An 18,968-nucleotide genomic window follows, 5' to 3' on the forward strand; every position below is an offset into this window, starting at 1 on the left:
ACGAGTGATGCCCCTCCAATCACGCGAGATCGCTCCCCAATCACGTGAGATGCCCCTCCAATCACGTGAGTTCCGTCTCCGATCACGCGAACCGACCCTCCAGGTACGCGAGTCGTCCACCCAGGTACGCGGAACTCGCGTGATCGGGAAGGCATCTCGCGTGATTGGAGGTGCATCTCGTGTGATTGGGAGGGCATCTCGCGTGATTGGAGGGTCATCACGTGTGATTGGGAGGGCATCACGTGTGATTGGGAGGGCGACACGGGTGGGTCGTAGGGTCGGGGGATGGAGATGCTGCACCTTCGCTACTTCGTCGCAGTTGCCGAGGAACTGAACTTCTCCGCCGCCGCGCGGAAGCTGCACATGGCCGCGTCTCCGCTCAGCCAGCGGATCAAGGACCTCGAACACGAGCTCGGGCAGCAGCTGTTCGACCGCAGCACCCACCACGTCACCCTCACCGACGCCGGGGCCGCGCTGCTGCCCCTGGCGCGGGACGTCCTCGAGCAGGTCAGCGCCATCCCGTGGAAGCTGAAGGAGGCGACCACGCCGCAGCGCAGCACCGTCTTCCTCGGCATGCCCGCCGGCGTGCACCCCGACCTGCGGGAACGCGTCAACGCGCTCGCCGGGCGGGTCCGCGGCCAGTACGAGCTCAAGCGCTGGCCCGGCACCACCGCCGACCTCGTGCAGGGCGTGCACGACGGCAAGCTGGCCCTCACCCTCGCCCGGCTGCCGGTCACCGATCCCGCGCTGGAGCAGCTGCCCGTGATGACCGAACGGCTCGGGGCCGTCGTGCCGGCCGACCTGTTCGCCGGGCGGGACTCCGTGTCGCTGGCCGAGCTGGCCGAGCTCCCGTACGTCGCCTCACCGGGCGAAATCGTCCCCGCCTATTTCGAGCAGCTCGACCACCAATTGAACGAACTCGGCGTCAAGAAACGCATCCGGTTGACCAACACCGGCTACGGCGGGACGTCCGAAATCATTTCCAGCGGGGAAGCCTTCTCCATTTCCATGCTCGACGACAAGAGCCCGATGCACGGCTACCGGCTCGACAACGTCATCGTCCTGCCGTTCACCGATTTCCGTCCCCAGCTGGACACCGGCCTGCTCTGGCGGCGGGACCGCACCGACGGCGACCTGCGTGACCTCGTCGACGCCGCGAAAGAGATCTTCGCCGAGCCGCTCAGCAGCTGAAACAATGGTATGACCACCAGAGTCATACCATTGTTCGCATCATGATCATTCCCTTTCGCGCCGGCCGCGCCTACGTTCGGAAGTAGAGCGAAACCAGCAAGGCGCGAAAGGACGAAAAGATGACGACCGGACCGCTGGACGGCGTGCGCGTGATCGACCTCTCCACCGTGGTGATGGGCCCGTACGCGGCCCAGATCCTCGGCGACCTGGGCGCCGACGTGATCAAGATCGAGTCCCCCGCGGACACCGTGCGCGTGGGCCAGTACCGCACCACGCCGGGCATGACCGCGCTGAACCTCAACGTCAACCGCAACAAGCGCAGCGTCGCCCTCAACCTCAAGGACGACACCGAGCGCGAGCAGGCCCTCAAGCTGATCGACACCGCCGACGTGCTGATCACCAACATGCGCCCCGGCGCGCTGAGCCGGCTCGGCCTGAACTACGCCGACGTCGCCGCGCGCAACCCGCGCCTGGTCTACGCCCACGCGCAGGGCTTCCGCAGCGACTCCCCGCAGGCCGGCAACGCCGCCTACGACGAGACCGTGCAGGCCTCCTCCGGCCTGGTCGACGTGGCCAACCGGGCGCTGGGCGAGCCGGTCTACCTGCCGACGATCATCGGCGACAAGGTGTCGTCGCTGACCATCGCCTACAGCGTGCTCGCCGCCCTGGTCCACCGGGACAAGACGGGCGAGGGCCAGCAGATCGAGATCCCGATGACCGACACGCTCCTCGCGTTCAACCTGGTCGAACACCTCGCCGGGCACACCTACGAGCCGGCCGAGGGGCCCACCGGGTTCGCGCTGTCGATGACGAAGGGCCACGCCGCGGTCCGCACCAAGGACGGCCTCGCCTGCGTCATCCCGTACAACCCGAAGAACTTCCGCGACTTCTTCGCCGCGGCCGGCCGTCCCGACCTGGCCGAGGACCCGCGTGTGAACGGCGAGGCCATCGACCGCGCCGACAACGAATGGCTGAGCGAGCAGATCGCGGTGTGCGCCCCGGCGCTGACCACCGAGGAGTGGGCCGAGGTGTGCGCGAAGCACAGCATCCCGATGGCCCCGGTGCTGGAGCTCGACAAGGCGCACGAGGACCCGTACGTCCGCGACGGCCACCTGCTGGACACCGTCGAGCACCCGAGCGAGGGCGCCATCCGCACGGTCGGCATCCCGGTGAAGTTCTCCGCGACGCCCGGCTCGATCCGCCGCCTGGCCCCGCTGGCCGGCCAGGACACCGCCGAAGTCCTCGCCGAGCTGAACTGAAAGAAGCAGCACCATGACCGAAGTACGCACCGAACGGATCGGCAGCACCCTGCTGATCACGATCGACCGGCCGCAGGCCCGCAACGCGGTCAACGCCGCCGTCGCGGCCCAGCTGGCCGCCGCCCTCGACGAACTCGAGAGCGACCCCACGCTCCGGGCCGGCGTCCTGACCGGAGCCGAGAACACCTTCAGCGCCGGGATGGACCTCAAGGCCGCGCTCAAGGGCGAGTCGCCGGACATCCCGGGCCGCGGGTTCGGCGGCCTGACCGAGGCCGAGCTGGCCAAGCCGCTGATCGCCGCGGTCGAAGGGTTCGCGATGGGCGGCGGGTTCGAACTCGCGCTGGGCTGCGACCTGATCGTCGCCGCCGAAGACGCCACGTTCGGGCTCCCCGAAGTCAAGCGCGGCCTGATCGCCGCGGGTGGCGGGGTGATCCGGCTGCCCCAGCGCATCCCGCACCACCTGGCGATGGAGTTCCTGCTCACCGGCGAGCCGGTCACCGGCCGCCGCGCCGGGGAGCTGGGCCTGGTCAACCGCGTGACGCCGGCCGGCGACGCCGCCGCGGTCGCGGTGGGCCTCGCCGAGAAGCTGGCGGAGAACGCGCCGCTGGCCCTCGCCGCCGTCAAGAAGATCGTGCGTGCCGCGGACCCCAAGGCCGCGCAGCGCGAAGAAATCAAGAAGCTGATGCAGTCGAAGGACGTCCGCGAGGGCATGACCGCCTTCGCCGAACGCCGCGCTCCGAAGTGGACAGGCGAATGAAGATCGAAGAAGTCCGGCGGCACGTGACCACCCCGCTGACCGCCCCGGCGTTCGCGCCCGTGGTCCCGAGGTTCACCGACCGCGAGTACCTGAACATCGTCTACCGCACCGACGCCGACGCCCTGCGCGCGGTCGTGCCCGAGCCGCTGCGGGTCGAAGAACCGTTGGTGCGCTTCGAGGTCATGAAGATGGGCGACGTCTCCGGCTACGGCCCGTACACCGAGTCCGGCCAGGCGATCGAGGTCACCTTCGACGGTGAGCGCGGCGAATATCTCCACGCGATGTACCTCGACAACTTCCCGGCGACCGCGTCGGGGCGCGAAGTCAGCGCATACCCGAAGACCGTCGGGTCGCCGAACCTCTATGTCGACAACGGCGTCCTCGTGGGCACTTTGGCCTACGGGACGCTGCGGGTGGCGACCGCGACCATGGGCTACAAGCACCACGAGCTGGACACGCGCGAGGCCGAACGCCAGATCGCCGTCCCGACGTTCATGCTCAAGACCATCCCCGGCTACGACGGCGCCCCGCGCGTCCAGGAACTGGTCCGCACTGAGATCACCGACGTCGTGGTCAAGGAGGCCTACACCGGCCCCGCGCGGCTGCAGCTGTTCCAGCACGTCCTGGCCCCGCTGGCCGACCTCCCGGTGCTGGAGGTCGTCTCCGCGAGCCACATCCGCACCGACCTGACGCTCGCTCCGGTCAAGCCGGTCTTCGACTACCTGGAAGGAGCGCGGTCATGAAGCAGGCGGCAGTCATCGGCGCCGGCACCATCGGCCTGTCCTGGACGGCGTTGTTCGCGAGCCACGGCCTGACCGTCCGGGTCACCGACCCCCGCCCGGACCTCGCCGACGCCGTCGCACAGGCGCTGACCCAGTTCGCCCCGCACCTCGGCACGACCGCCGACGAGCTGGCGAGCCGCGTCCACATCGCCGAGAACGTCACCGAAGCAGTGCGGGACGCGGATGTCGTGCAGGAGAACGGGCCCGAGAACGCCGAGTTCAAAAAGGACCTGTTCCGGCAGCTCGTCGAGGAAGCACCGGAGCACGCGCTGCTGCTGAGTTCGTCGAGCGCCATCCCCTCGACGGCGTTCACCGGCGGGATCGACGGCCGCCGTGTCCTCATCGGACACCCGTTCAACCCGCCGCACCTGATCCCCCTGGTCGAGGTCGTCCCCGGCGAGCAGACCAGCGACGAGTCGGTGGACAAGGCTGTCGAGTTCTACCAGTCCCTCGGCCGGACGCCGGTCGTGGAGCGCAAGGAGATTCCCGGCTTCGTCGGCAACCGGCTGCAGAACGCGCTGAGCCGGGAAGCGATCTACCTCGTCGAGCAGGGGGTCGTCAGCCCCGAAGACCTCGACAAGGTGATCACCAACTCGCTCGGGATCCGCTGGGCCACGGTCGGGCCGTTCCTCGGCTCGCACCTCGGTGGCGGCCCCGGCGGCTACCGGCACATGGCCGAGCACATCGGCAAGTCCATGAAGCAGATGTGGGCCGGGCTGGGCACCCCCAGCCAGAGCCCCGAAGAGCAGGAACGGCTGATCGAAGCCGTCGAACAGGCTTACGGCTCCTCCACGTACTCGGAACTCGCCGAGACGCGCGACCGCAAGCAGCTGGCCGTCCTGAACGCATTGGAGGAGAACTGAAATGGAACCGCTGAAGGACAAGCTCACCGCCGACTTCTACGACTTCGAGGCGCTGCTGCCGGACGACGAGCGGAAGCTGCTCGTCCAGGCGCGCGAGTTCATGCGCAACGACGTCAAGCCGCTGGTCAACGAGAACTGGGAAGCCGGCACCTTCCCCCGGGAGCTGATCGGGCTGTTCCGCGGCTCCGGCCTCGCCGGCCTGCCCTACGAGGGCTACGGCGAGCACAAGGCGGCGGTCAGCCACCTGCTCACCGGCATGATGGCGATGGAGATGAGCCGCACCGACGCGTCCGTGGCGACGTTCTTCGGTGTCCACAACGGACTCGCGATGTACTCCATCTACTCCGGAGGCAGCCAGGAGCAGCGCGACCGCTGGCTCCCCGAGATGGCCGCGATGGACAAGATCGGCGCGTTCGCGATGACCGAACCGCTGGGCGGCTCCGACGTCGCGGGCGGCATGCGCACCACCGCCAAGCGTGACGGCGACACCTGGGTGCTCAACGGCGCCAAGAAGTGGATCGGCAACGCGACCTTCGCCGACTACGTCGTGGTGTGGGCGCGTGACCTCGACGACAACCACGTCAAGGGCTTCGTCGTCGAGAAGGGCACGCCGGGTTTCGTCGCGGAGAAGATCCAGGGCAAGACCGCGTTCCGGATCGTCGAAAACGCCGAAATCACCCTCACCGACGTCCGTGTGCCGGAGGAGAACCGCCTGCAGGGCATCAACTCCTTCCGCGACGTCGCCGAGATCCTGCGCGCCACCCGCGGCGGTGTGGCCTGGCAGGCACTGGGCGTGATGATCGGCGCCTACGAGCTCGCACTGGACTACGCCAAGGAGCGGCAGCAGTTCGGCCGGCCGATCGCCCGCTTCCAGCTGGTGCAGGACCTGCTCGTGAAGAGCCTCGGCAACATCACCGCCTCCTGGGGCATGCTGGTGCAGCTGGCCCGCCTGCAGGACGCGGGGATCTTCCAGGACGAGCACTCATCGCTGGCGAAGGCGTTCGTCACCTCCCGGATGCGCGAGGTCGTCGCCTGGAGCCGGGAGATCTTCGGCGGCAACGGGATCGTGCTGGACTACGACGTCGCGCGGTTCTTCGCCGACGCCGAGGCGATCTACTCCTTCGAGGGCACGCGCGAGATGAACACCCTGATCGTCGGCAAGGCCATCACCGGACAGAGCGCCTTCGTGTGAGTTCCTAGTTCACGCAGCCGGCGGCCGTACTGGTCGCCGGCTGTTTCGTGTCCGAAGAAGGCGCCGGCGCCTTCGTGCCGGTGGCCGCGACCGGCTTCACGCCGCCGGTCGTGTCGTCGCCCGAGGCCCGGACGGCCGGGGTGCTGATCGCGGTGCGGACGAACTGCTGGACCTGCGCCGGGTCGACCTTCACCGCGTCACCGTCGGACGGCGTCGGCAGCGACAGGCTCTGCACCGGGATCGTGGCGAACGCGATCGCGCCCGAGGTCATCCCCCGCAGCTGCTGCGCGAAGCTCAGGATGTCCCAGCCCTTGTCCAGCACGACCGAGCCCTGCACCGCGCCGACCAGCGAACCCAGCTTCGACGGGTCGGTGAACGTGCCCGCGCTCAGCACCTTCTTCGCCATCCCGGACAGGAACGCCTGCTGCCGCGCGATGCGGTCGAGGTCGCCGTTGGTCAGCCCGTGGCGCTGCCGGACGAACGCGAGCGCCTGCGCCCCGGACAGCGTCTGCGTCCCGGCCGGGAAGTCCGCGCCGGAGTAGCTGTCGTGCACCGGCGCCTTGAGGCAGACCTCGACGCCGCCGACGGCCTGCGACAGGGCGTCGAAGCCGGCGAGGTTGATCGCCGCATAGTGGTTGATCGTCAGGCCGGTGAACTTCTCCACGGTCTGGATCGCCGTCTTGGCGCCCGCCGCGTTCGCCGCCACCTCCAGCTGGGCGCCGGACAGCCCCTGGGCGCGCAAACCGGACATCGAGGCGTTCTTGCCGCGGCTGTACGCCGAGTTGATCTTGTGCTTGCCGTACCCGCCCGCGATGTCCACATAGGAATCACGCGGGATCGAGATCGCGGTGGCCGCGGCGCCGCCCGCCGGGATGTGCACCACGATCATGGTGTCCGTGGTGTCGCCGCCGTCGTCGCCGCCTCCGGCGTGCAGCGCGTCGAGCACGTTCTGTGGCAACGGGTTGCCGTACGCGTCGGTCCGCGCGTCGATCCCGACGAGCAGGATGTTCTGGGCGACCTTCAGCGGCTCGCCGGGCGGGGTGTCATCGTTGTCGACCTGCGCGGCGGGCGGGATGACGTCGGCGGTGACGATGCCGGCGTCCAGGGAGCTCAGCTGCGTCCACAGGTAGCCGGTGGCGCCGAGCACCACCGTCGATACGACGCCGAGCGCGACCCGGCCGCCGATGCGGCGCCCCCGCGACGACAACAGCACGGCACTTCCCCTTGCTTCCTCCGGTGTTCCCCCTTTCGAGGATCACCGCCGTAGCTGGGAATCAGCTGAGAAAGTTGTCGGAATGCTGTGACGCTGCCCGATCGGCCGAGCCCGGCCGCCGGTTTTGCCACGCACCGTACCGAAGTGCGCACGGGAAAGTGCTGTGGCACCGGCCACAATGGGCTCAGCGCGGCATCCGGCGCCAGATCGCGCGCGGCAGCAGGCGCATCGCGAAGAAGACCGGACGGAGTACCCCGGGCACCCAGACGACCCCGCGGCCACGGCGCAACGCCGCGACCGTCGCTTCGGCCACTTGGTCCGGCGTGCTGGAGAACGGCGCCGGTGTCATGCCCTCGGTCATCCGGCCGATGACGAAACCGGGCCGGACGAGCAGAAGGTGGACGCCGGAACCACCTTTTTTTCGGGGGTCCGGGTGGCGGCGCCCCCGGTCCGGGGCGAAGCCCCGGTTGTCACAGTGCAACGCGTCGGCGAGGCCGCTCGCGAAGCCGTCGAGCCCGGCCTTGGCCGAGCCGTAGACGTAGTTCGCGCGGCGCACCCGCACCCCGGCCACCGACGAGAACACGACGAGCCGGCCGTGCCCCTGCGCGCGCAGCAGGTTCGCGGCGTGGGTCAGCACGCCGACCTGCGCCACGTAGTCCGTGTGGACGATCGCGGCGGCGTGCGCGGCGTCCTGCTCCGCGCGGGCCTGGTCACCGAGGATCCCGAAGGCGACCACGACGGTGTCGAGCGGCCCGTGTTCGGCCGCGACCTTCTCCAGGAAGGGGCCGTGCGCGCCGAGATCGTCGGCGTCGAACTCGGCGGTGTCCACCGTTTCCGCACCCGCGGCCCGCAGCGCGGCGACCTGCGCGGTCAGGTCCGAGCCCGGCCGCGCGGCCAGCACGAACCGTCGTACATCCTCGCTGACCAGGCGTTTCGCCACGGCCAGCCCGATCTCACTGCGTCCGCCGAGCACCAGCACCGTTCCGCTCACGCTGTCATTCTTCCGGGGGTTCCGGGTGGCGGAGCCCCCGGCCCGGGCGGAGCCCGGTTTTCCCGGCGTCTTCCCAGCCCCGGTGCGCTAGCGTGCCGGGGTGGGGCACGACTTCGAGACGCTCGTCGAACGGCACCGCCGGGAAATCCAGGTGCACTGCTACCGGATGCTCGGCTCGTTCGCCGACGCGGAAGACCTCACGCAGGAGACGTTCCTGCGCGCGTGGAAGGCGCGGGACGCGTTCGAGGGCCGGGCGAGCGTGCGGACCTGGCTCTACCGGATCGCGACGAACGCCTGCCTCGACGTCCTCGCCCGCCGTCCGCGGCGCGTGCTGCCCGACCAGCTCGGGCCGGCCGGGGAGCCGGAGGGCCCGCTCGCCGCCGTCGACCTGCCGTGGCTCGAGCCGTACCCGGACCGGCTGCTCGACGGCGCCGGCCCGGACGACGCCGTGGTCGAGCGGGAGACCGTCGAGCTGGCCTACCTCGCCGCCGTCCAGTACCTGCCGCCGCGCCAGCGGGCGACGCTGATCCTGCGGGACGTGCTCGGGTGGACGGCGAAGGAGACGGCGTCGTTGCTGGAGACGAGCGTCGCGTCGGCGAACAGCGCGCTCCAGCGGGCCCGGGCGACGTTGCGTGAGCGGTTGCCCGCGCGGCGTGCCGAGTGGACGGTCGGCGACCCGACGGCCGAAGAAACGGCGCTGCTGAAGCGGTTCATCACGGCGTACCAGGACGGCGACCCCGCCGCCGTCGCCCGGCTGCTGCGTGAGGACGCTCGGGCGGTCATGCCGCCGTACCCGTTGTGGTTCGACAACCGCGCTTCGATCATCCGGGCGCTGTCGCTGTCGATGGATCCCGCGTCGCCCCACTGCATCGGGCGGTTCCGGATGCGGCCGGTCCGCGCCAACCGCCGGCCCGCCGTGGCGAGCTATCTGCGACGCCCGGGAGAGCACGATCACCACTGGTTCGGGGTCACCGTCCTCACGGTCGAGGACGGGCTGATCACGGCGATGGCGGCGTTCGAGTCGGCCACGGCGGCCGCGTGGGACCTGCCGGAGACGTGGCCGGCCGCACCCGGGTACCGATGAAAGATGCAACGAATCGCATGTTTACCCGAAGCAGAAAAAAGCCCGGGTGGGTGATCCACGCGGAATCACCCACCCGGGCGGCACACAGACCGAACCGAATTTCTTCCGGTTTTCTGTGTTTATGCTCGAGGCTGCCGGGAAGCGGTCACCGGCCGCGCGTCAGGCCGCTCGGTGCCGCTGCGGTGCGGTGCGCACCAGCCGACGGCGTTCGTCCGCGGTGGTGCCGCCGAAGACGCCGTGGTCCAGGCCGTTGTCGAGCGCGTAGCCGAGGCATTCGGCGCGAACCGGGCAGCGCGCGCACACGGCCTTCGCCTGTGCTGTCTGCCGGGCGCCGGGGCCGACCTCGGAGATCGGGAAGAACAGTTCCGGGTCCTCGTCCTTGCAGGCCGCGAGTTCCGCCCAGCCCGTCATCGTGGCTTCCATTTCCTTCGTTCACCTCCTATCTCTTACTGCTTCCCATTGTTGGGGCGCGTCAACCGACTTAACGCCGGCGGACGCGCGAGCGTATCCGCCTGAGTCAAGGAGGTTTTGGCTTCGGTCCCCGGCTCACCCTCCGGGCAACCAAGACTGCAACACATGAGAGTACGCCCTTCTTCCCCGGATCTCGATGTCGATCACGTCACCCGATCGGCGAAGCCCGCGTCCGCGGGACCGCGCGCCGGGCGATCGTGGACCGCCGGATTTTGCGTTGTCCGGAAGGGGTTTCCGGCCGGGGCGTGATCAAACACGGCGAAGGCGATCATCGGGAGCCGCCGCACCCGCGCGACCGGAACCCGCCGCTCGCGGGGGCCGGTGTCACGTCGCGTCACCGAAGCAACGCGGTCCATTACTCCTACCGAGCAGTCTTGACCGGATCGTTACACGTAGGCGGCACCTCACCGCACCTGTCCTTGTGAGGCGAGGGGTGGTGAGGGGTCCGTGCACGGTCACGACGAGTTCGACGCGTTCTTCCGCGCCGACTTTCCGCAGCTCGTCGCCTTCCTGTGCAAGGCCGGGTTCGAGGTCGAGACGGCGCGGGACGTCGCCGCCGAGGCGATGCTGCACGCGCTGGAGGCGTGGCCGACCCTCGAGGACCCGCGGGCCTGGGTCCGCCGGGTCGCCGGCCGGCTGCTCGACACCCCGGGCGGCGGCCGGGCCGACTGGACCCTGGCGGGCGACCCCCACGACGACGAAGAGCTCGCCGGACTGGTCGAGCAGCACGCGGGGCTCATCGACCTGCTCGCCTCCCTCCCCGGCCGGCAGCGCATGGTCCTGGCGTGGTCGCTCGACGGCTTCACGCCCGCCGAAATCGCGGAGGCGCTCCGGATCGCCCCCGCGACCGTCCGTTCCACCCTCCGCCACGTGCGGGAACGACTCCGGCGACACCGGGCCGCACGGCACGGTGACCAGCGGGACAGGGAAAGGTGAGCGAAATGCCGGCAACCGAGTACGGGGATCGCGCGATCACCGAGCTGCTGCGGGCGTCCAACGCCGCGCTGCACGACTCGCTGCGCGCGGGCCTCGACGTCGAGGGCACCCTGCTGCGGGTGCGCAGCCGGGCGCTCGTCCGGGAGATCGCCGCGGCCGCGCCACCCGAAGCGTTCCCGTCGCACTGGCGGCGGCACGACGAGCCGGTCGCCGCCGCGATCGCCGGTGACTACGCCGCGACCGCCCGCCTGCTCGCCACCATCCGGCCGCTGGTGGTGCGGTACTGCCGGGCCCGCGTCGGCCGCCACGAGCGTTCGTTCGCTTCGGCGGACGACGTCGCCCAGGAGGTCTGCCTGGCCGTGCTGACCGCGCTGCCGTCCTACCACGACCAGGGCCGCCCGTTCCTGGCGTTCGTCTACGGCATCGCCCAGCACAAGGTCGCCGACGCCCACCGCGCGGCCGCCCGCAACCGCGCCGACCCGGTGCCCGAGGTCCCCGACGGCGTCAGCGAGTCCGTCGGCCCGGAGCAGCGGGCGCTGCGGTTCGAGCTGAACGAGCGGCTGGCCCGGCTGCTGGACGTGCTGCCGGCGAAGCAGCGGGAGATCGTGGTGCTGCGGGTGGTGGTCGGCCTGTCGGCGGAGGAGACGGCGGCGGCCGTCGGCTCGACGCCGGGTGCGGTCCGCGTCGCCCAGCACCGCGCGCTGGGCCGCCTCCGGCGCCTGCTCACCGGCGAAGAGAACTAAGAGCCGCGCCCGACCCGCTCGACGATGAACTCCGCCAGCGCCGCCGCCGGGCCCTCCACCGACTCGCGGGCCAGCAGCACGAACTCGATGTCGCCCGGTTCGGGCAGGCCGTCGAGCTCGGTCAGGTCGGCCGGGACCAGGCTGCGCGCGTGCAGGGTGACGCCCAGCCCGGCCGCCGCCGCGGCGCGCAGGCCGGTGAGGCTGGAGGTCTGGCACGCCGCGCGCCACTCGAGGCCCGCGCGTTCGAGGCACTCCACGGCCAGCTGCCGCGTGATCGACGGCATCGGGTATTGGACCAGCGGCACCGGCTGCCCCGGCTCCAGCACGGTGGCGGCCGACCCGATCCAGACCAGCGGCTCCCGCCAGAGCAGCCGGCCGTGGTGCGCGCCCGGCCGGCGTTTGCCCAGCACCAGGTCAAGCCGCCCGGCGCGCAGCCGCTGGGCCAGGACGTCCGACAGCTCGACCGTGAGCTCGACGTCGACCAGCGGGTGACTGCGGCGCAGCCGGTGCAGGATCTCCGGCAGCTCGCCGAGCGCGAAGTCTTCGGACACGCCGAACCGCACGCGGCCGCGCAGCTCGGCGCCGCGGAAGTGCCGCTCCGCCCGTTCTTCGGTGTCGACGATCGTCTGCGCGAACCCGAGCATCGCCTGCCCGCGCGCGGTGAGCTCGACGGTGTGGGTGTCGCGGGCGAACAGCAGCCCGCCCGCGTCGCGCTCGAGCCGCCGGACGTGCTGGCTGACGGTCGGCTGGCCGACCCCGAGCCGCCGGGCGGCCGCGGTGAAGCTGCGCGTCTCGGCGACGGCGAGGAACGAACGGCACAGGCGGGGGTCGAGCACCCCGGCACTTTATCGCGATTCGCGATGACAGTCAGTTCGGTCATCGGGGTTCACAATGAGCACGGGTTCCTCGAAACTGGGTGTGGAAGGAGATCCATGCCCCGCCTCGACCCGTTCGTCCTTGCCATCCTCGCCACCGTCGGCGTCGCCACCCTGCTGCCCGCGTCGGGCGCGGTGGCCGGCGGCTTCGGCACCGCCACCACCATCGCCGTCGGCCTGCTGTTCTTCCTGTACGGCGCCCGGCTGTCCACCCAGGAAGCCCTCGACGGGTTGCGGCACTGGCGGCTGCACGCGGTGGTGCTCGGCGCGACGTTCGTCCTGTTCCCGCTGCTCGGCCTGGCGCTGTTCCTGCTCCCCGCCGCCGTGCTGCCGCCGCAGCTGGCCGCCGGCGTGCTGTTCCTGGCCGTGCTGCCCTCGACCGTGCAGTCGTCGATCGCGTTCACCTCGATCGCCCGCGGCAACGTCGCGGCGGCGATCTGCAGCGCGTCGCTGTCCAACCTGGCCGGCATCGTGCTGACCCCGCTGCTGGTGGCGCTGCTGCTGGCCGGCGACGGCGCGGGCGTCGACGGCTCGGCCGTGCTCGGGATCGTGCTGCAGCTGCTGGCGCCGTTCGTGGCCGGGCAGCTGGCCCGGCGCTGGATCGGCGGCTGGATCCAGCGCCACTCCGCACCGCTGAAGCTGGTCGACCGCGGTTCGATCCTGCTGGTGGTCTACACGGCGTTCAGCGCGGGCATGACCGAAGGCATCTGGCACCGGCTCGACGCCGGACATCTGCTGGTCCTCGTCCTTGTGTGCGGCGCGCTGCTCGCGGCGGTGCTGGCCGCGACCGGCTGGGGCGCCCGCCTGCTCGGGTTCGCCCGCGCCGACCGGATCACCATCGTGTTCTGCGGGTCGAAGAAGAGCCTGGCCAGCGGCCTGCCGATGGCGACCGTCCTGTTCGGGCACGCGCAGGTCGGCCTGATCGTGCTGCCGCTGATGCTGTTCCACCAGATTCAGCTGATCGTGTGCGCCACGCTGGCGCGCCGCTACGCCGCTTCCGTTCCGGAGCTCGTCCCGGCCTGACCGATGACTTTTCCGGGCGCGCCTCGTCGGTACGACGAAACCCGCGAACGGAAGGCGCTCCCATGGCCAAGCTCCTGTACCACGTCACGATGTCCCTCGACGGCTTCATCGCGGCTCCCGGCGACGACATGTCCTGGCTGCGCGGCTTGCACGCGGGGCCGAACCCGGCCGTCGAGCGGGTGCTCGGCGAAGTCGGCGCCGTGCTGATGGGGCACCACACCTACGCCCCGGCGACGAGCGCCGAGGGCAAGGTGTACGGCGGCCGCTGGGCGGGTCCGATCTTCGTGGTGACCCGCGACGCGGCACCGGCGCCGGGGTACACCCTCGTCACCGGCCTCACCGAGGCGGTGGCGGCGGCTTCGGAGGCGGCGGGCGACGGCTACGTCGCGGTGCTGGGAGCGACGACGGCCCGGCGGTGCCGGGAAGCCGGGCTGCTCGACGAGGTCCTGGTCCACGTGGCACCGGTGCTGCTCGGCGACGGCGTCCGCCTGTTCGACCACCCCGGCGGCACGCTGGTCCGGCTGGAGCCGGTGGAGCTGAGCCACGCCGGGCCGATCGCCAACGTGCGGTACCGGGTCGCCTGATCCACTGTGGACGGTGTCGGCCCACAGCGGACCGCCGCGCCCTCGGCGGCGGTTGCGACGGAAAGCGCTCGCTCGGCCAGGAACGGGGGCGGATTCTGCGGCACTGTTTCGTAACAGGAACAGCGGCCGGAACGATTCGGGAGGCGGGACCGTCCAGGGGAGGAATCACATGGGAATGGGGACACGCACCGCGCTCGCCGCACTGGCCGGCGCCGCGGTGGTCACGGCGGGCGCGGTGGCGTTCGGCGGCGCGTCGGCCGCCGTCGGCCCGGCACCGGCGCCGCTCGTCCAGGCGGCGCAAGCCTCCTGCCTGACCGACGGCGCCGGCCTGTGCACGGTGACCCACAGCCTCGGCAAGGTGCCCGAGGTGATCGTGGTGTCGCCGAACACGCCGGGCCAGTTCAACGGGTTCATGCTCAACACCGTGCAGGGTTCGTTCACCGCCACCACCTTCCAGGTGCGGGCGATGTTTTCGCAGACCACGCCGAAGACGTTCGGCCAGATCTGGTTCAGCTACGCGGCTTACGCCGCACCGACGGCCCCCACGACACCGACCACTCCGATGACCACCGCACCGCCCCCGACCACGTCCTTTCCGCCGCCTTCGACCCCGACCCCGACCCCGACGTCGACCCCGACCAGCTCGGCGGGCGGCGGCAGCTGAGGGAATCCGCAGCCTTTGCCTTGCCCGCCAACGGTTTCCGTCAGCGCGGGCCAGGCGAAGGCTTCTTCCGCAGTTCCTCCGCGAAAATGGCGTCGACACGCGAGGCCGCCCGGCGCAGCACCCGCACCGCGGCAGAAATCAGCAACGCCACTGCGAACGTGAACAGCAGCACCACACCGATGGTCGCCGGGTTCGCCACGAGAACCTCCCGGTACTGGTGCGCGAGGTAGCCCAGGCCGGCCCCGGCGGTGAATGCGTCCAGCAACGCCAGCCACGTCGCCCGCCCACAGGACGAACCGGCCCGCAGAGCAGAGGCCATCGCTTCCTCCCGCCGTTCCGGTCAGCGGTGACGCCCTTGCAACCTAGACGAGCGTGCGCCGGTCGGCGGGCACTTCAACCTGTTTGGCCTACCGGATCTGCCCGGATGGCCGCTGTGATAACTTGGAGCGAACTGAGTGCCTTGTGCACATGCAAATCCTCGTGCCGCCTACGCGCCGAGGCCAGGGGGCGGTAGCTCAGTTGGTTAGAGCAGGGGACTCATAATCCCTTGGCCGCGGGTTCGAGCCCCGCCCGCCCCACGCGACGGATTCCCGTGTTCGCGATGCCGCGACGGATTCCCGTGTTCGCGATGCCTTCGGCATCGCTCCCGGTGTCCGCAGTATCTTCCCGGGGGATAACCCCCGGACCCCCAGCGGCGCAACGCGGCTCGCCTCACGCCGTTCGTGCGCAACGCGGCTTACCTTGCGTTCGTGCACGGCTGCCACCGGGTTGTTCGTGCCGGGGTTCAGCGGATGCGGTCGTAGACCACGGCCGTCTCGCCCAGGTCGCCCGTCTCGTGGTGGGTGATCCGCCACTTCGACGGCGGGAGGCCGTCGTCGAACAGGCGGGGGCCGCCGCCCGCTATCTCCGGGCAGATCAGCAAGTACATGCGGTCGAGCAAGTCCGCCTCCAGCAACGGCTTGATGATGCTCGCGCTGCTGTTCACCAGGATGTCTCCCTCACCTTCCGCCTTGAGGTCGGCGACCACCTCGGGCACCGGGGCGCCGACCAGGCGGGTGCGCTCCCAGGGCGCCTCGGTCAGCGTGCGGGAGAAGACCAGCTTTTCCACGTCCACCAGCCACTTCGCGTAGCCGCGGTCGCGCGGGTCCGCGTTCTCGTCCGCCGCCACCGCCGGCCAGAACCCCAGGAAACCCTCCGCGTTTCTGCGGCCCAGCACCGCCGTCGTCGCCCCTTCCCGGATGCGCGTGAGGTGGCGCCGCGCGACTTCGGTCGTCGCGTACGACACGATCGCGCCCATGTCGGCCGGTCCTGCCGGGCCGTGGTAGCGCCCGTCGAGGGTGAGACTCAGGTTGGCCGTCACTCGGCGTCCGGTCATGGTTCAGCCCTTTCTCTTCGTGAGAACTTCGGTCAGGTGGTCGAGCACCTGCTGCCAGCCCGGCTCGATCCCGGCGATGAACGGGACCGCCTCGACGGTCGTCGCCGTGATCCCCAGGTCCAGCCGCAGCCGGGTGCCGCCGGATTCCGGCTCCAGCCGGAGGTCGTAGTGGCCGGTGAACGACGCCGGTCCCGTCACCGCCAGGTCGAAGACCAGGTGCTCCGGCTCCTGCGCGACCAGCACCCGGCCTTCGGACGGGTACTCCGCGTCGGCATCGCGGTAGCGGAGCACGACCCGGCCACCCGGCCGCGGCTCGAGGACACAGGCGGTCACCGTCATCGACGGCGGCACCCACCACGACGCCAGCAGCTCCGGCTCGGCCCAGTGCCGCCAGACGACCTCGGGTGGCTCGGGCAGCAGGCGTTCGAACGCGAACGAGCGCCCGTCCGCCCACCGGTCCCGGTCCGCGGCCGCCGCCTCGCGGTCGATGGCCGCGCGGTAGCGCGCGACGACGTCCCGCTCCCCCGCGTGCCCCTCCGTCGCCGCGGCCAGCTCACGCAGCCGGCCCGCGAGCGCCGCCAGCGGCTGCGCCTCGAGCGCGTGGACGCGGCGCTGCCCCAGCGGGAAGACGGTGACGAGCCCGGCCCGGGCGAGGGTCTGCAGGTGCTTGCTGGTCTGCGGCTGCCGCAGCCCGGTCAGCTCGGCCAGCTCCCCGACCGAGCGGGGACGCTCGGCGAGCAGTTCGACGATCCGCCAGCGGGCGGCGTCCCCGAGTGCGGCTGCGATGCGGTCCATGGGACCCAGTATTCACACAGAAGAATATTCGCGTCAAGGAATATCTTCGCCGGGTAGCCAGCGGAGGCCGTAGGCGTACCCGAGCTGCGGCGCGCTGAACTCCTGGGCCACTTCGCAGGCGCCGTCGAGCGGGAGGGCCGGCCCGGGCCGGGGCGGGTCGGCGAGCACCGAGGGCGGCACCCGGTCCAGCCGCCACACCACCCGGGGCGGCCGCCGCGGGTCGAAGCGGACCCGCACGCTGAACGACTCGCACGTCACCAGCGGCACGAACACGTACGAGGGCCGGGTCGGCCGGCCGTCCCGGAGCCGGAACACCAGCGAGTACGTGTGGCTGTCGCCGCGGGACAGCGGCCGCGGCAGGTCCAGCAGCCAGCGGAAGTGCCGCTCGCCCTCCCGGTGGGCGGCGCTGATCCGGGCGCCGTGCCGGGCGTCCGCGGCGACGTGCCGCTCGCCGTCCCGGTCGTCGTAGGTGCGGGGCACGGTGAGCTGCGCGGAGATCCGGCCGAGGTCGTCGGTGGTCGCCACGATCAGGCGTTCCTCGGTCACCTCCGGCTCCGGGGTGTCGAGCCGCACGAGCACCTTGAGCCGCTTGACGAACCAGCCCTTGTCCGGGTCGGGCACGCCGTCGCCCGGCCGCGCGCCGGCCTCGATCTCCGCGGCGAGCCGGGCGAACGAGCGGTCGATCCGCCGCCGGGCCGTGCGTTCGGAGACGCTCAGGCGTTCGGCGAGGACGCCGATCCGGTCACTGAGCAGCGCGTGCTGCGCGCCGGGCGCGATGGCCAGCGCGACGTTGACCGCCAGCCTGTCGTCGGCCGGGAAATCCGCGATGGCCGCCGAAATCGCTTCGCGCAGCACGCGCCGCGCGTCCCGGTCGCTCGTCGTCCGGTGGATTTCGCACCAGCCGGAAACGAGCGGCCCGAGCCGGCTGCGCAGCCGTTCGGCTTCCAGTCCCCAGCCGCGCCGCAACGTGGTGAGTTCCCGGAGCAGCCCGTCCTTGTGTGCCATGGGATTTCCATTGTGGCACGCGGGCTTCGCGGCGATCGGGGGCGCTCCCTGCGCCGATCAGGTGATTCGGGAGTGGCCTGGGATTGGCCAGTTCGCCGTCGATTCGACCCGGCGGTGGCCTTTTCCCATTCTCCGGCTGCCCGACCATTTTTCCGTCGACATCGGGGAGGAAGGTTGCTCGGCACTGTGCACCCGGCCGACGTCGCCGGAGTCCGGCGGCTGGCCCGCGACGGCCTGCTCGCCGGCTCGGCGGCGGCCGCCCCGCCCGGCGCGCTCGCCCGGTTGCGCGGCGGGGTCTACAGCGTGGCCTGGCCGCTCGTCTTCACGCGGATCACCCGGCCGCTGGAGCACCGGCGGCGGCACACGGACTGCGCCCGCGGGCTCGAGTGGCTGCGGCCGGACTGCCTCGACCGCTTCCACGACGACGTGGAAGCGGTGGTGGACCACGCCCTGCGGCGCGCGACGGACCCGATCGACAATCTGGAGGGCTGGCTGTCCACCCGCCTCAACCCGGCGACGGTCGACGCGCACCGGCGCCGTCGCGGCGAAATCGGGGCGCTGCAACGGCCTCGCCTCCCGTCCTGGCTGGCCGACGCCCTCGGCGGCGACCCGTGGCTGTGCGATCTGGCGGTGCAGCTGCTGGTCTGGGTGGGGGTGCCGGCCACGGCGGGAGCGGAGCTGTGGCCCCTGGACAGCTGGGGTGCGCGCCGCACCGAGCTGACGGGCGAGCCGGTGGCGGACCGCGACACCCTCGACGGCGAGGTCCGGCAGGTCCTGGCGGCGATGCGCACCCGCGAGAGGTGGTACGCGGAGCACGTGGAGCGCCCGCTGGGCCACAAGCAGGCCCCGGTGGCCCCGATGCCGGCGGGCCTCCCGGCCCTGCAGCTGGTGGGCCGCGACGAGCTGGCGGACGCGCGGCTGGCGGAACTGGCGGAGGAGGCCCTGGCGGCGATCGAGATCCGCCTGAACCGCGGAGAGACGGCGGCAGCGGCGGTCACGACGGTATTGAGGCTGGTGTTCGGCGAGGACCCGGGCCCCGGCACGGCCCGCGACGACTGGCTGGTGGCGGCATTGGCGGACCCGGCGCGGGTGGACGAGATCGTCGCGACGGCGCTGGCCATCCTGGGCCGCTGACGACGGGGTGAAGGGGGTCGGCGCGCAGCCG

At 71.3% G+C, this 18,968-nt stretch carries 21 protein-coding genes and 1 tRNA gene; 14 read left to right on the forward strand and 8 right to left on the reverse strand.

Annotation, left to right across the window (positions count from 1 at the left end):
• Positions 1 to 285 precede the first annotated feature (285 nt).
• The 6 genes from AB0J55_RS43635 (at position 286) to AB0J55_RS43660 (ending at position 6,044) form a co-directional block, all read left to right on the forward strand.
• Positions 286 to 1,191, forward strand: coding sequence for a LysR family transcriptional regulator (locus tag AB0J55_RS43635; protein ID WP_364263346.1), 906 nt, complete (start codon positions 286 to 288; stop codon positions 1,189 to 1,191).
• A gap of 119 nt (positions 1,192 to 1,310) precedes the next feature.
• On the forward strand, positions 1,311 to 2,450 hold the full coding sequence (locus tag AB0J55_RS43640; RefSeq protein WP_364263349.1) for a CoA transferase: 1,140 nt from the start codon (positions 1,311 to 1,313) through the stop codon (positions 2,448 to 2,450).
• 13 nt (positions 2,451 to 2,463) lie between these two features.
• The gene (locus AB0J55_RS43645) at positions 2,464 to 3,207 is read left to right on the forward strand and encodes a crotonase/enoyl-CoA hydratase family protein (protein WP_364263352.1); all 744 of its coding nucleotides are present in this window, start codon (positions 2,464 to 2,466) and stop codon (positions 3,205 to 3,207) included.
• Entirely contained in the window at positions 3,204 to 3,950 is a 747-nt protein-coding gene (locus AB0J55_RS43650; RefSeq protein WP_364263355.1) for an acetoacetate decarboxylase, read from the forward strand. Before AB0J55_RS43645 ends, AB0J55_RS43650 begins: the two co-directional genes overlap by 4 nt.
• Entirely contained in the window at positions 3,947 to 4,852 is a 906-nt protein-coding gene (locus AB0J55_RS43655) for a 3-hydroxyacyl-CoA dehydrogenase NAD-binding domain-containing protein (protein ID WP_364263358.1), read from the forward strand. The genes AB0J55_RS43650 and AB0J55_RS43655 overlap by 4 nt, the downstream gene beginning before the upstream one ends.
• A gap of 1 nt (position 4,853) precedes the next feature.
• Positions 4,854 to 6,044 carry an acyl-CoA dehydrogenase family protein gene (locus AB0J55_RS43660; protein ID WP_364263361.1) on the forward strand — a complete coding sequence of 397 codons (1,191 nt, stop codon included), beginning with the start codon at positions 4,854 to 4,856 and terminating at the stop codon, positions 6,042 to 6,044.
• 4 nt (positions 6,045 to 6,048) lie between these two features.
• Here the strand turns inward: AB0J55_RS43660 and AB0J55_RS43665 are convergent, their stop codons facing one another.
• Together AB0J55_RS43665 and AB0J55_RS43670 are read right to left on the reverse strand one after the other, a co-directional pair.
• Positions 6,049 to 7,257, reverse strand: a complete 1,209-nt coding sequence (locus AB0J55_RS43665; RefSeq protein WP_364263364.1) for an LCP family protein — start codon at positions 7,255 to 7,257, stop codon at positions 6,049 to 6,051.
• A gap of 184 nt (positions 7,258 to 7,441) precedes the next feature.
• On the reverse strand, positions 7,442 to 8,248 hold the full coding sequence (locus AB0J55_RS43670; RefSeq protein ID WP_364263367.1) for an SDR family NAD(P)-dependent oxidoreductase: 807 nt from the start codon (positions 8,246 to 8,248) through the stop codon (positions 7,442 to 7,444).
• Between the two features lie 100 nt (positions 8,249 to 8,348).
• On the opposite strand from AB0J55_RS43670, the gene AB0J55_RS43675 reads away from it, so the two are divergent.
• Positions 8,349 to 9,332: an RNA polymerase subunit sigma-70 gene (locus tag AB0J55_RS43675; protein ID WP_364263370.1), complete on the forward strand. Its 984-nt coding sequence runs from the start codon at positions 8,349 to 8,351 to the stop codon at positions 9,330 to 9,332.
• Positions 9,333 to 9,491: 159 nt separating this feature from the next.
• Here the strand turns inward: AB0J55_RS43675 and AB0J55_RS43680 are convergent, their stop codons facing one another.
• The gene (locus AB0J55_RS43680; RefSeq protein ID WP_003056777.1) at positions 9,492 to 9,755 is read right to left on the reverse strand and encodes a WhiB family transcriptional regulator; all 264 of its coding nucleotides are present in this window, start codon (positions 9,753 to 9,755) and stop codon (positions 9,492 to 9,494) included.
• 495 nt (positions 9,756 to 10,250) lie between these two features.
• Here AB0J55_RS43680 and AB0J55_RS43685 point away from each other — a divergent pair, with 495 nt between their 5' ends.
• Together AB0J55_RS43685 and shbA are read left to right on the forward strand one after the other, a co-directional pair.
• The gene (locus AB0J55_RS43685; protein ID WP_364263373.1) at positions 10,251 to 10,739 is read left to right on the forward strand and encodes a sigma-70 family RNA polymerase sigma factor; all 489 of its coding nucleotides are present in this window, start codon (positions 10,251 to 10,253) and stop codon (positions 10,737 to 10,739) included.
• 146 nt (positions 10,740 to 10,885) lie between these two features.
• A complete protein-coding gene (shbA, locus tag AB0J55_RS43690; RefSeq protein WP_364263536.1) occupies positions 10,886 to 11,482 on the forward strand; it encodes an RNA polymerase sigma factor ShbA in 597 nt (198 codons plus the stop codon).
• Here the strand turns inward: shbA and AB0J55_RS43695 are convergent.
• Positions 11,479 to 12,318, reverse strand: a complete 840-nt coding sequence (locus AB0J55_RS43695; protein WP_364263376.1) for a LysR substrate-binding domain-containing protein — start codon at positions 12,316 to 12,318, stop codon at positions 11,479 to 11,481. The genes shbA and AB0J55_RS43695 overlap by 4 nt on opposite strands.
• A 96-nt stretch (positions 12,319 to 12,414) precedes the next feature.
• Between AB0J55_RS43695 and AB0J55_RS43700 the strand changes: the two genes are divergently transcribed.
• From AB0J55_RS43700 to AB0J55_RS43710, 3 genes are all read left to right on the forward strand, one after another.
• Positions 12,415 to 13,380, forward strand: a complete 966-nt coding sequence (locus tag AB0J55_RS43700; protein ID WP_364263379.1) for a bile acid:sodium symporter family protein — start codon at positions 12,415 to 12,417, stop codon at positions 13,378 to 13,380.
• A 62-nt stretch (positions 13,381 to 13,442) separates the two neighbouring features.
• Entirely contained in the window at positions 13,443 to 13,964 is a 522-nt protein-coding gene (locus AB0J55_RS43705; protein ID WP_364263382.1) for a dihydrofolate reductase family protein, read from the forward strand.
• A gap of 175 nt (positions 13,965 to 14,139) precedes the next feature.
• Positions 14,140 to 14,628: a hypothetical protein gene (locus AB0J55_RS43710; RefSeq protein ID WP_364263385.1), complete on the forward strand. Its 489-nt coding sequence runs from the start codon at positions 14,140 to 14,142 to the stop codon at positions 14,626 to 14,628.
• 40 nt (positions 14,629 to 14,668) lie between these two features.
• Here the strand turns inward: AB0J55_RS43710 and AB0J55_RS43715 are convergent, their stop codons facing one another.
• The gene (locus AB0J55_RS43715) at positions 14,669 to 14,947 is read right to left on the reverse strand and encodes a hypothetical protein (protein WP_364263388.1); all 279 of its coding nucleotides are present in this window, start codon (positions 14,945 to 14,947) and stop codon (positions 14,669 to 14,671) included.
• Positions 14,948 to 15,132: 185 nt separating this feature from the next.
• Here AB0J55_RS43715 and AB0J55_RS43720 point away from each other — a divergent pair.
• Positions 15,133 to 15,206, forward strand: a tRNA-Ile gene (locus AB0J55_RS43720).
• Positions 15,207 to 15,412: 206 nt separating this feature from the next.
• On the opposite strand, the gene AB0J55_RS43725 is transcribed toward AB0J55_RS43720, so the two are convergent.
• From AB0J55_RS43725 to AB0J55_RS43735, 3 genes are read right to left on the reverse strand one after another with little or no spacing between them, the layout of a single operon-like run.
• Positions 15,413 to 16,003, reverse strand: coding sequence for a dihydrofolate reductase family protein (locus tag AB0J55_RS43725; protein WP_364263391.1), 591 nt, complete (start codon positions 16,001 to 16,003; stop codon positions 15,413 to 15,415).
• 3 nt (positions 16,004 to 16,006) lie between these two features.
• Complete coding sequence (locus AB0J55_RS43730) at positions 16,007 to 16,798, reverse strand: metalloregulator ArsR/SmtB family transcription factor (RefSeq protein WP_364263394.1); 792 nt, start codon at positions 16,796 to 16,798, stop codon at positions 16,007 to 16,009.
• Between the two features lie 33 nt (positions 16,799 to 16,831).
• Complete coding sequence (locus tag AB0J55_RS43735) at positions 16,832 to 17,803, reverse strand: hypothetical protein (RefSeq protein ID WP_364263397.1); 972 nt, start codon at positions 17,801 to 17,803, stop codon at positions 16,832 to 16,834.
• Positions 17,804 to 17,977: 174 nt separating this feature from the next.
• Here AB0J55_RS43735 and AB0J55_RS43740 point away from each other — a divergent pair, with 174 nt between their 5' ends.
• On the forward strand, positions 17,978 to 18,937 hold the full coding sequence (locus AB0J55_RS43740) for a hypothetical protein (protein WP_364263400.1): 960 nt from the start codon (positions 17,978 to 17,980) through the stop codon (positions 18,935 to 18,937).
• Positions 18,938 to 18,968 lie beyond the last annotated feature (31 nt).

It is taken from the genome of Amycolatopsis sp. NPDC049688, from assembly GCF_040674975.1.
Lineage (GTDB): Bacteria > Actinomycetota > Actinomycetes > Mycobacteriales > Pseudonocardiaceae > Amycolatopsis.

Bases quoted from the DNA above. Each gene is read 5' to 3' on its own strand.
- AB0J55_RS43660 (WP_364263361.1), top strand. From the start codon at position 4,854: ATGGAACCGCTGAAGGACAAGCTCACCGCCGACTTCTACGACTTCGAG.
- AB0J55_RS43730 (WP_364263394.1), bottom strand. From the start codon at position 16,798: ATGGACCGCATCGCAGCCGCACTCGGGGACGCCGCCCGCTGGCGGATC.
- AB0J55_RS43655 (WP_364263358.1), top strand. From the start codon at position 3,947: ATGAAGCAGGCGGCAGTCATCGGCGCCGGCACCATCGGCCTGTCCTGG.
- AB0J55_RS43735 (WP_364263397.1), bottom strand. From the start codon at position 17,803: ATGGCACACAAGGACGGGCTGCTCCGGGAACTCACCACGTTGCGGCGC.
- AB0J55_RS43725 (WP_364263391.1), bottom strand. From the start codon at position 16,003: ATGACCGGACGCCGAGTGACGGCCAACCTGAGTCTCACCCTCGACGGG.
- AB0J55_RS43705 (WP_364263382.1), top strand. From the start codon at position 13,443: ATGGCCAAGCTCCTGTACCACGTCACGATGTCCCTCGACGGCTTCATC.
- AB0J55_RS43650 (WP_364263355.1), top strand. From the start codon at position 3,204: ATGAAGATCGAAGAAGTCCGGCGGCACGTGACCACCCCGCTGACCGCC.
- AB0J55_RS43635 (WP_364263346.1), top strand. From the start codon at position 286: ATGGAGATGCTGCACCTTCGCTACTTCGTCGCAGTTGCCGAGGAACTG.
- AB0J55_RS43680 (WP_003056777.1), bottom strand. From the start codon at position 9,755: ATGGAAGCCACGATGACGGGCTGGGCGGAACTCGCGGCCTGCAAGGAC.
- AB0J55_RS43640 (WP_364263349.1), top strand. From the start codon at position 1,311: ATGACGACCGGACCGCTGGACGGCGTGCGCGTGATCGACCTCTCCACC.
- AB0J55_RS43645 (WP_364263352.1), top strand. From the start codon at position 2,464: ATGACCGAAGTACGCACCGAACGGATCGGCAGCACCCTGCTGATCACG.
- AB0J55_RS43710 (WP_364263385.1), top strand. From the start codon at position 14,140: ATGGGGACACGCACCGCGCTCGCCGCACTGGCCGGCGCCGCGGTGGTC.
- AB0J55_RS43700 (WP_364263379.1), top strand. From the start codon at position 12,415: ATGCCCCGCCTCGACCCGTTCGTCCTTGCCATCCTCGCCACCGTCGGC.
- AB0J55_RS43715 (WP_364263388.1), bottom strand. From the start codon at position 14,947: ATGGCCTCTGCTCTGCGGGCCGGTTCGTCCTGTGGGCGGGCGACGTGG.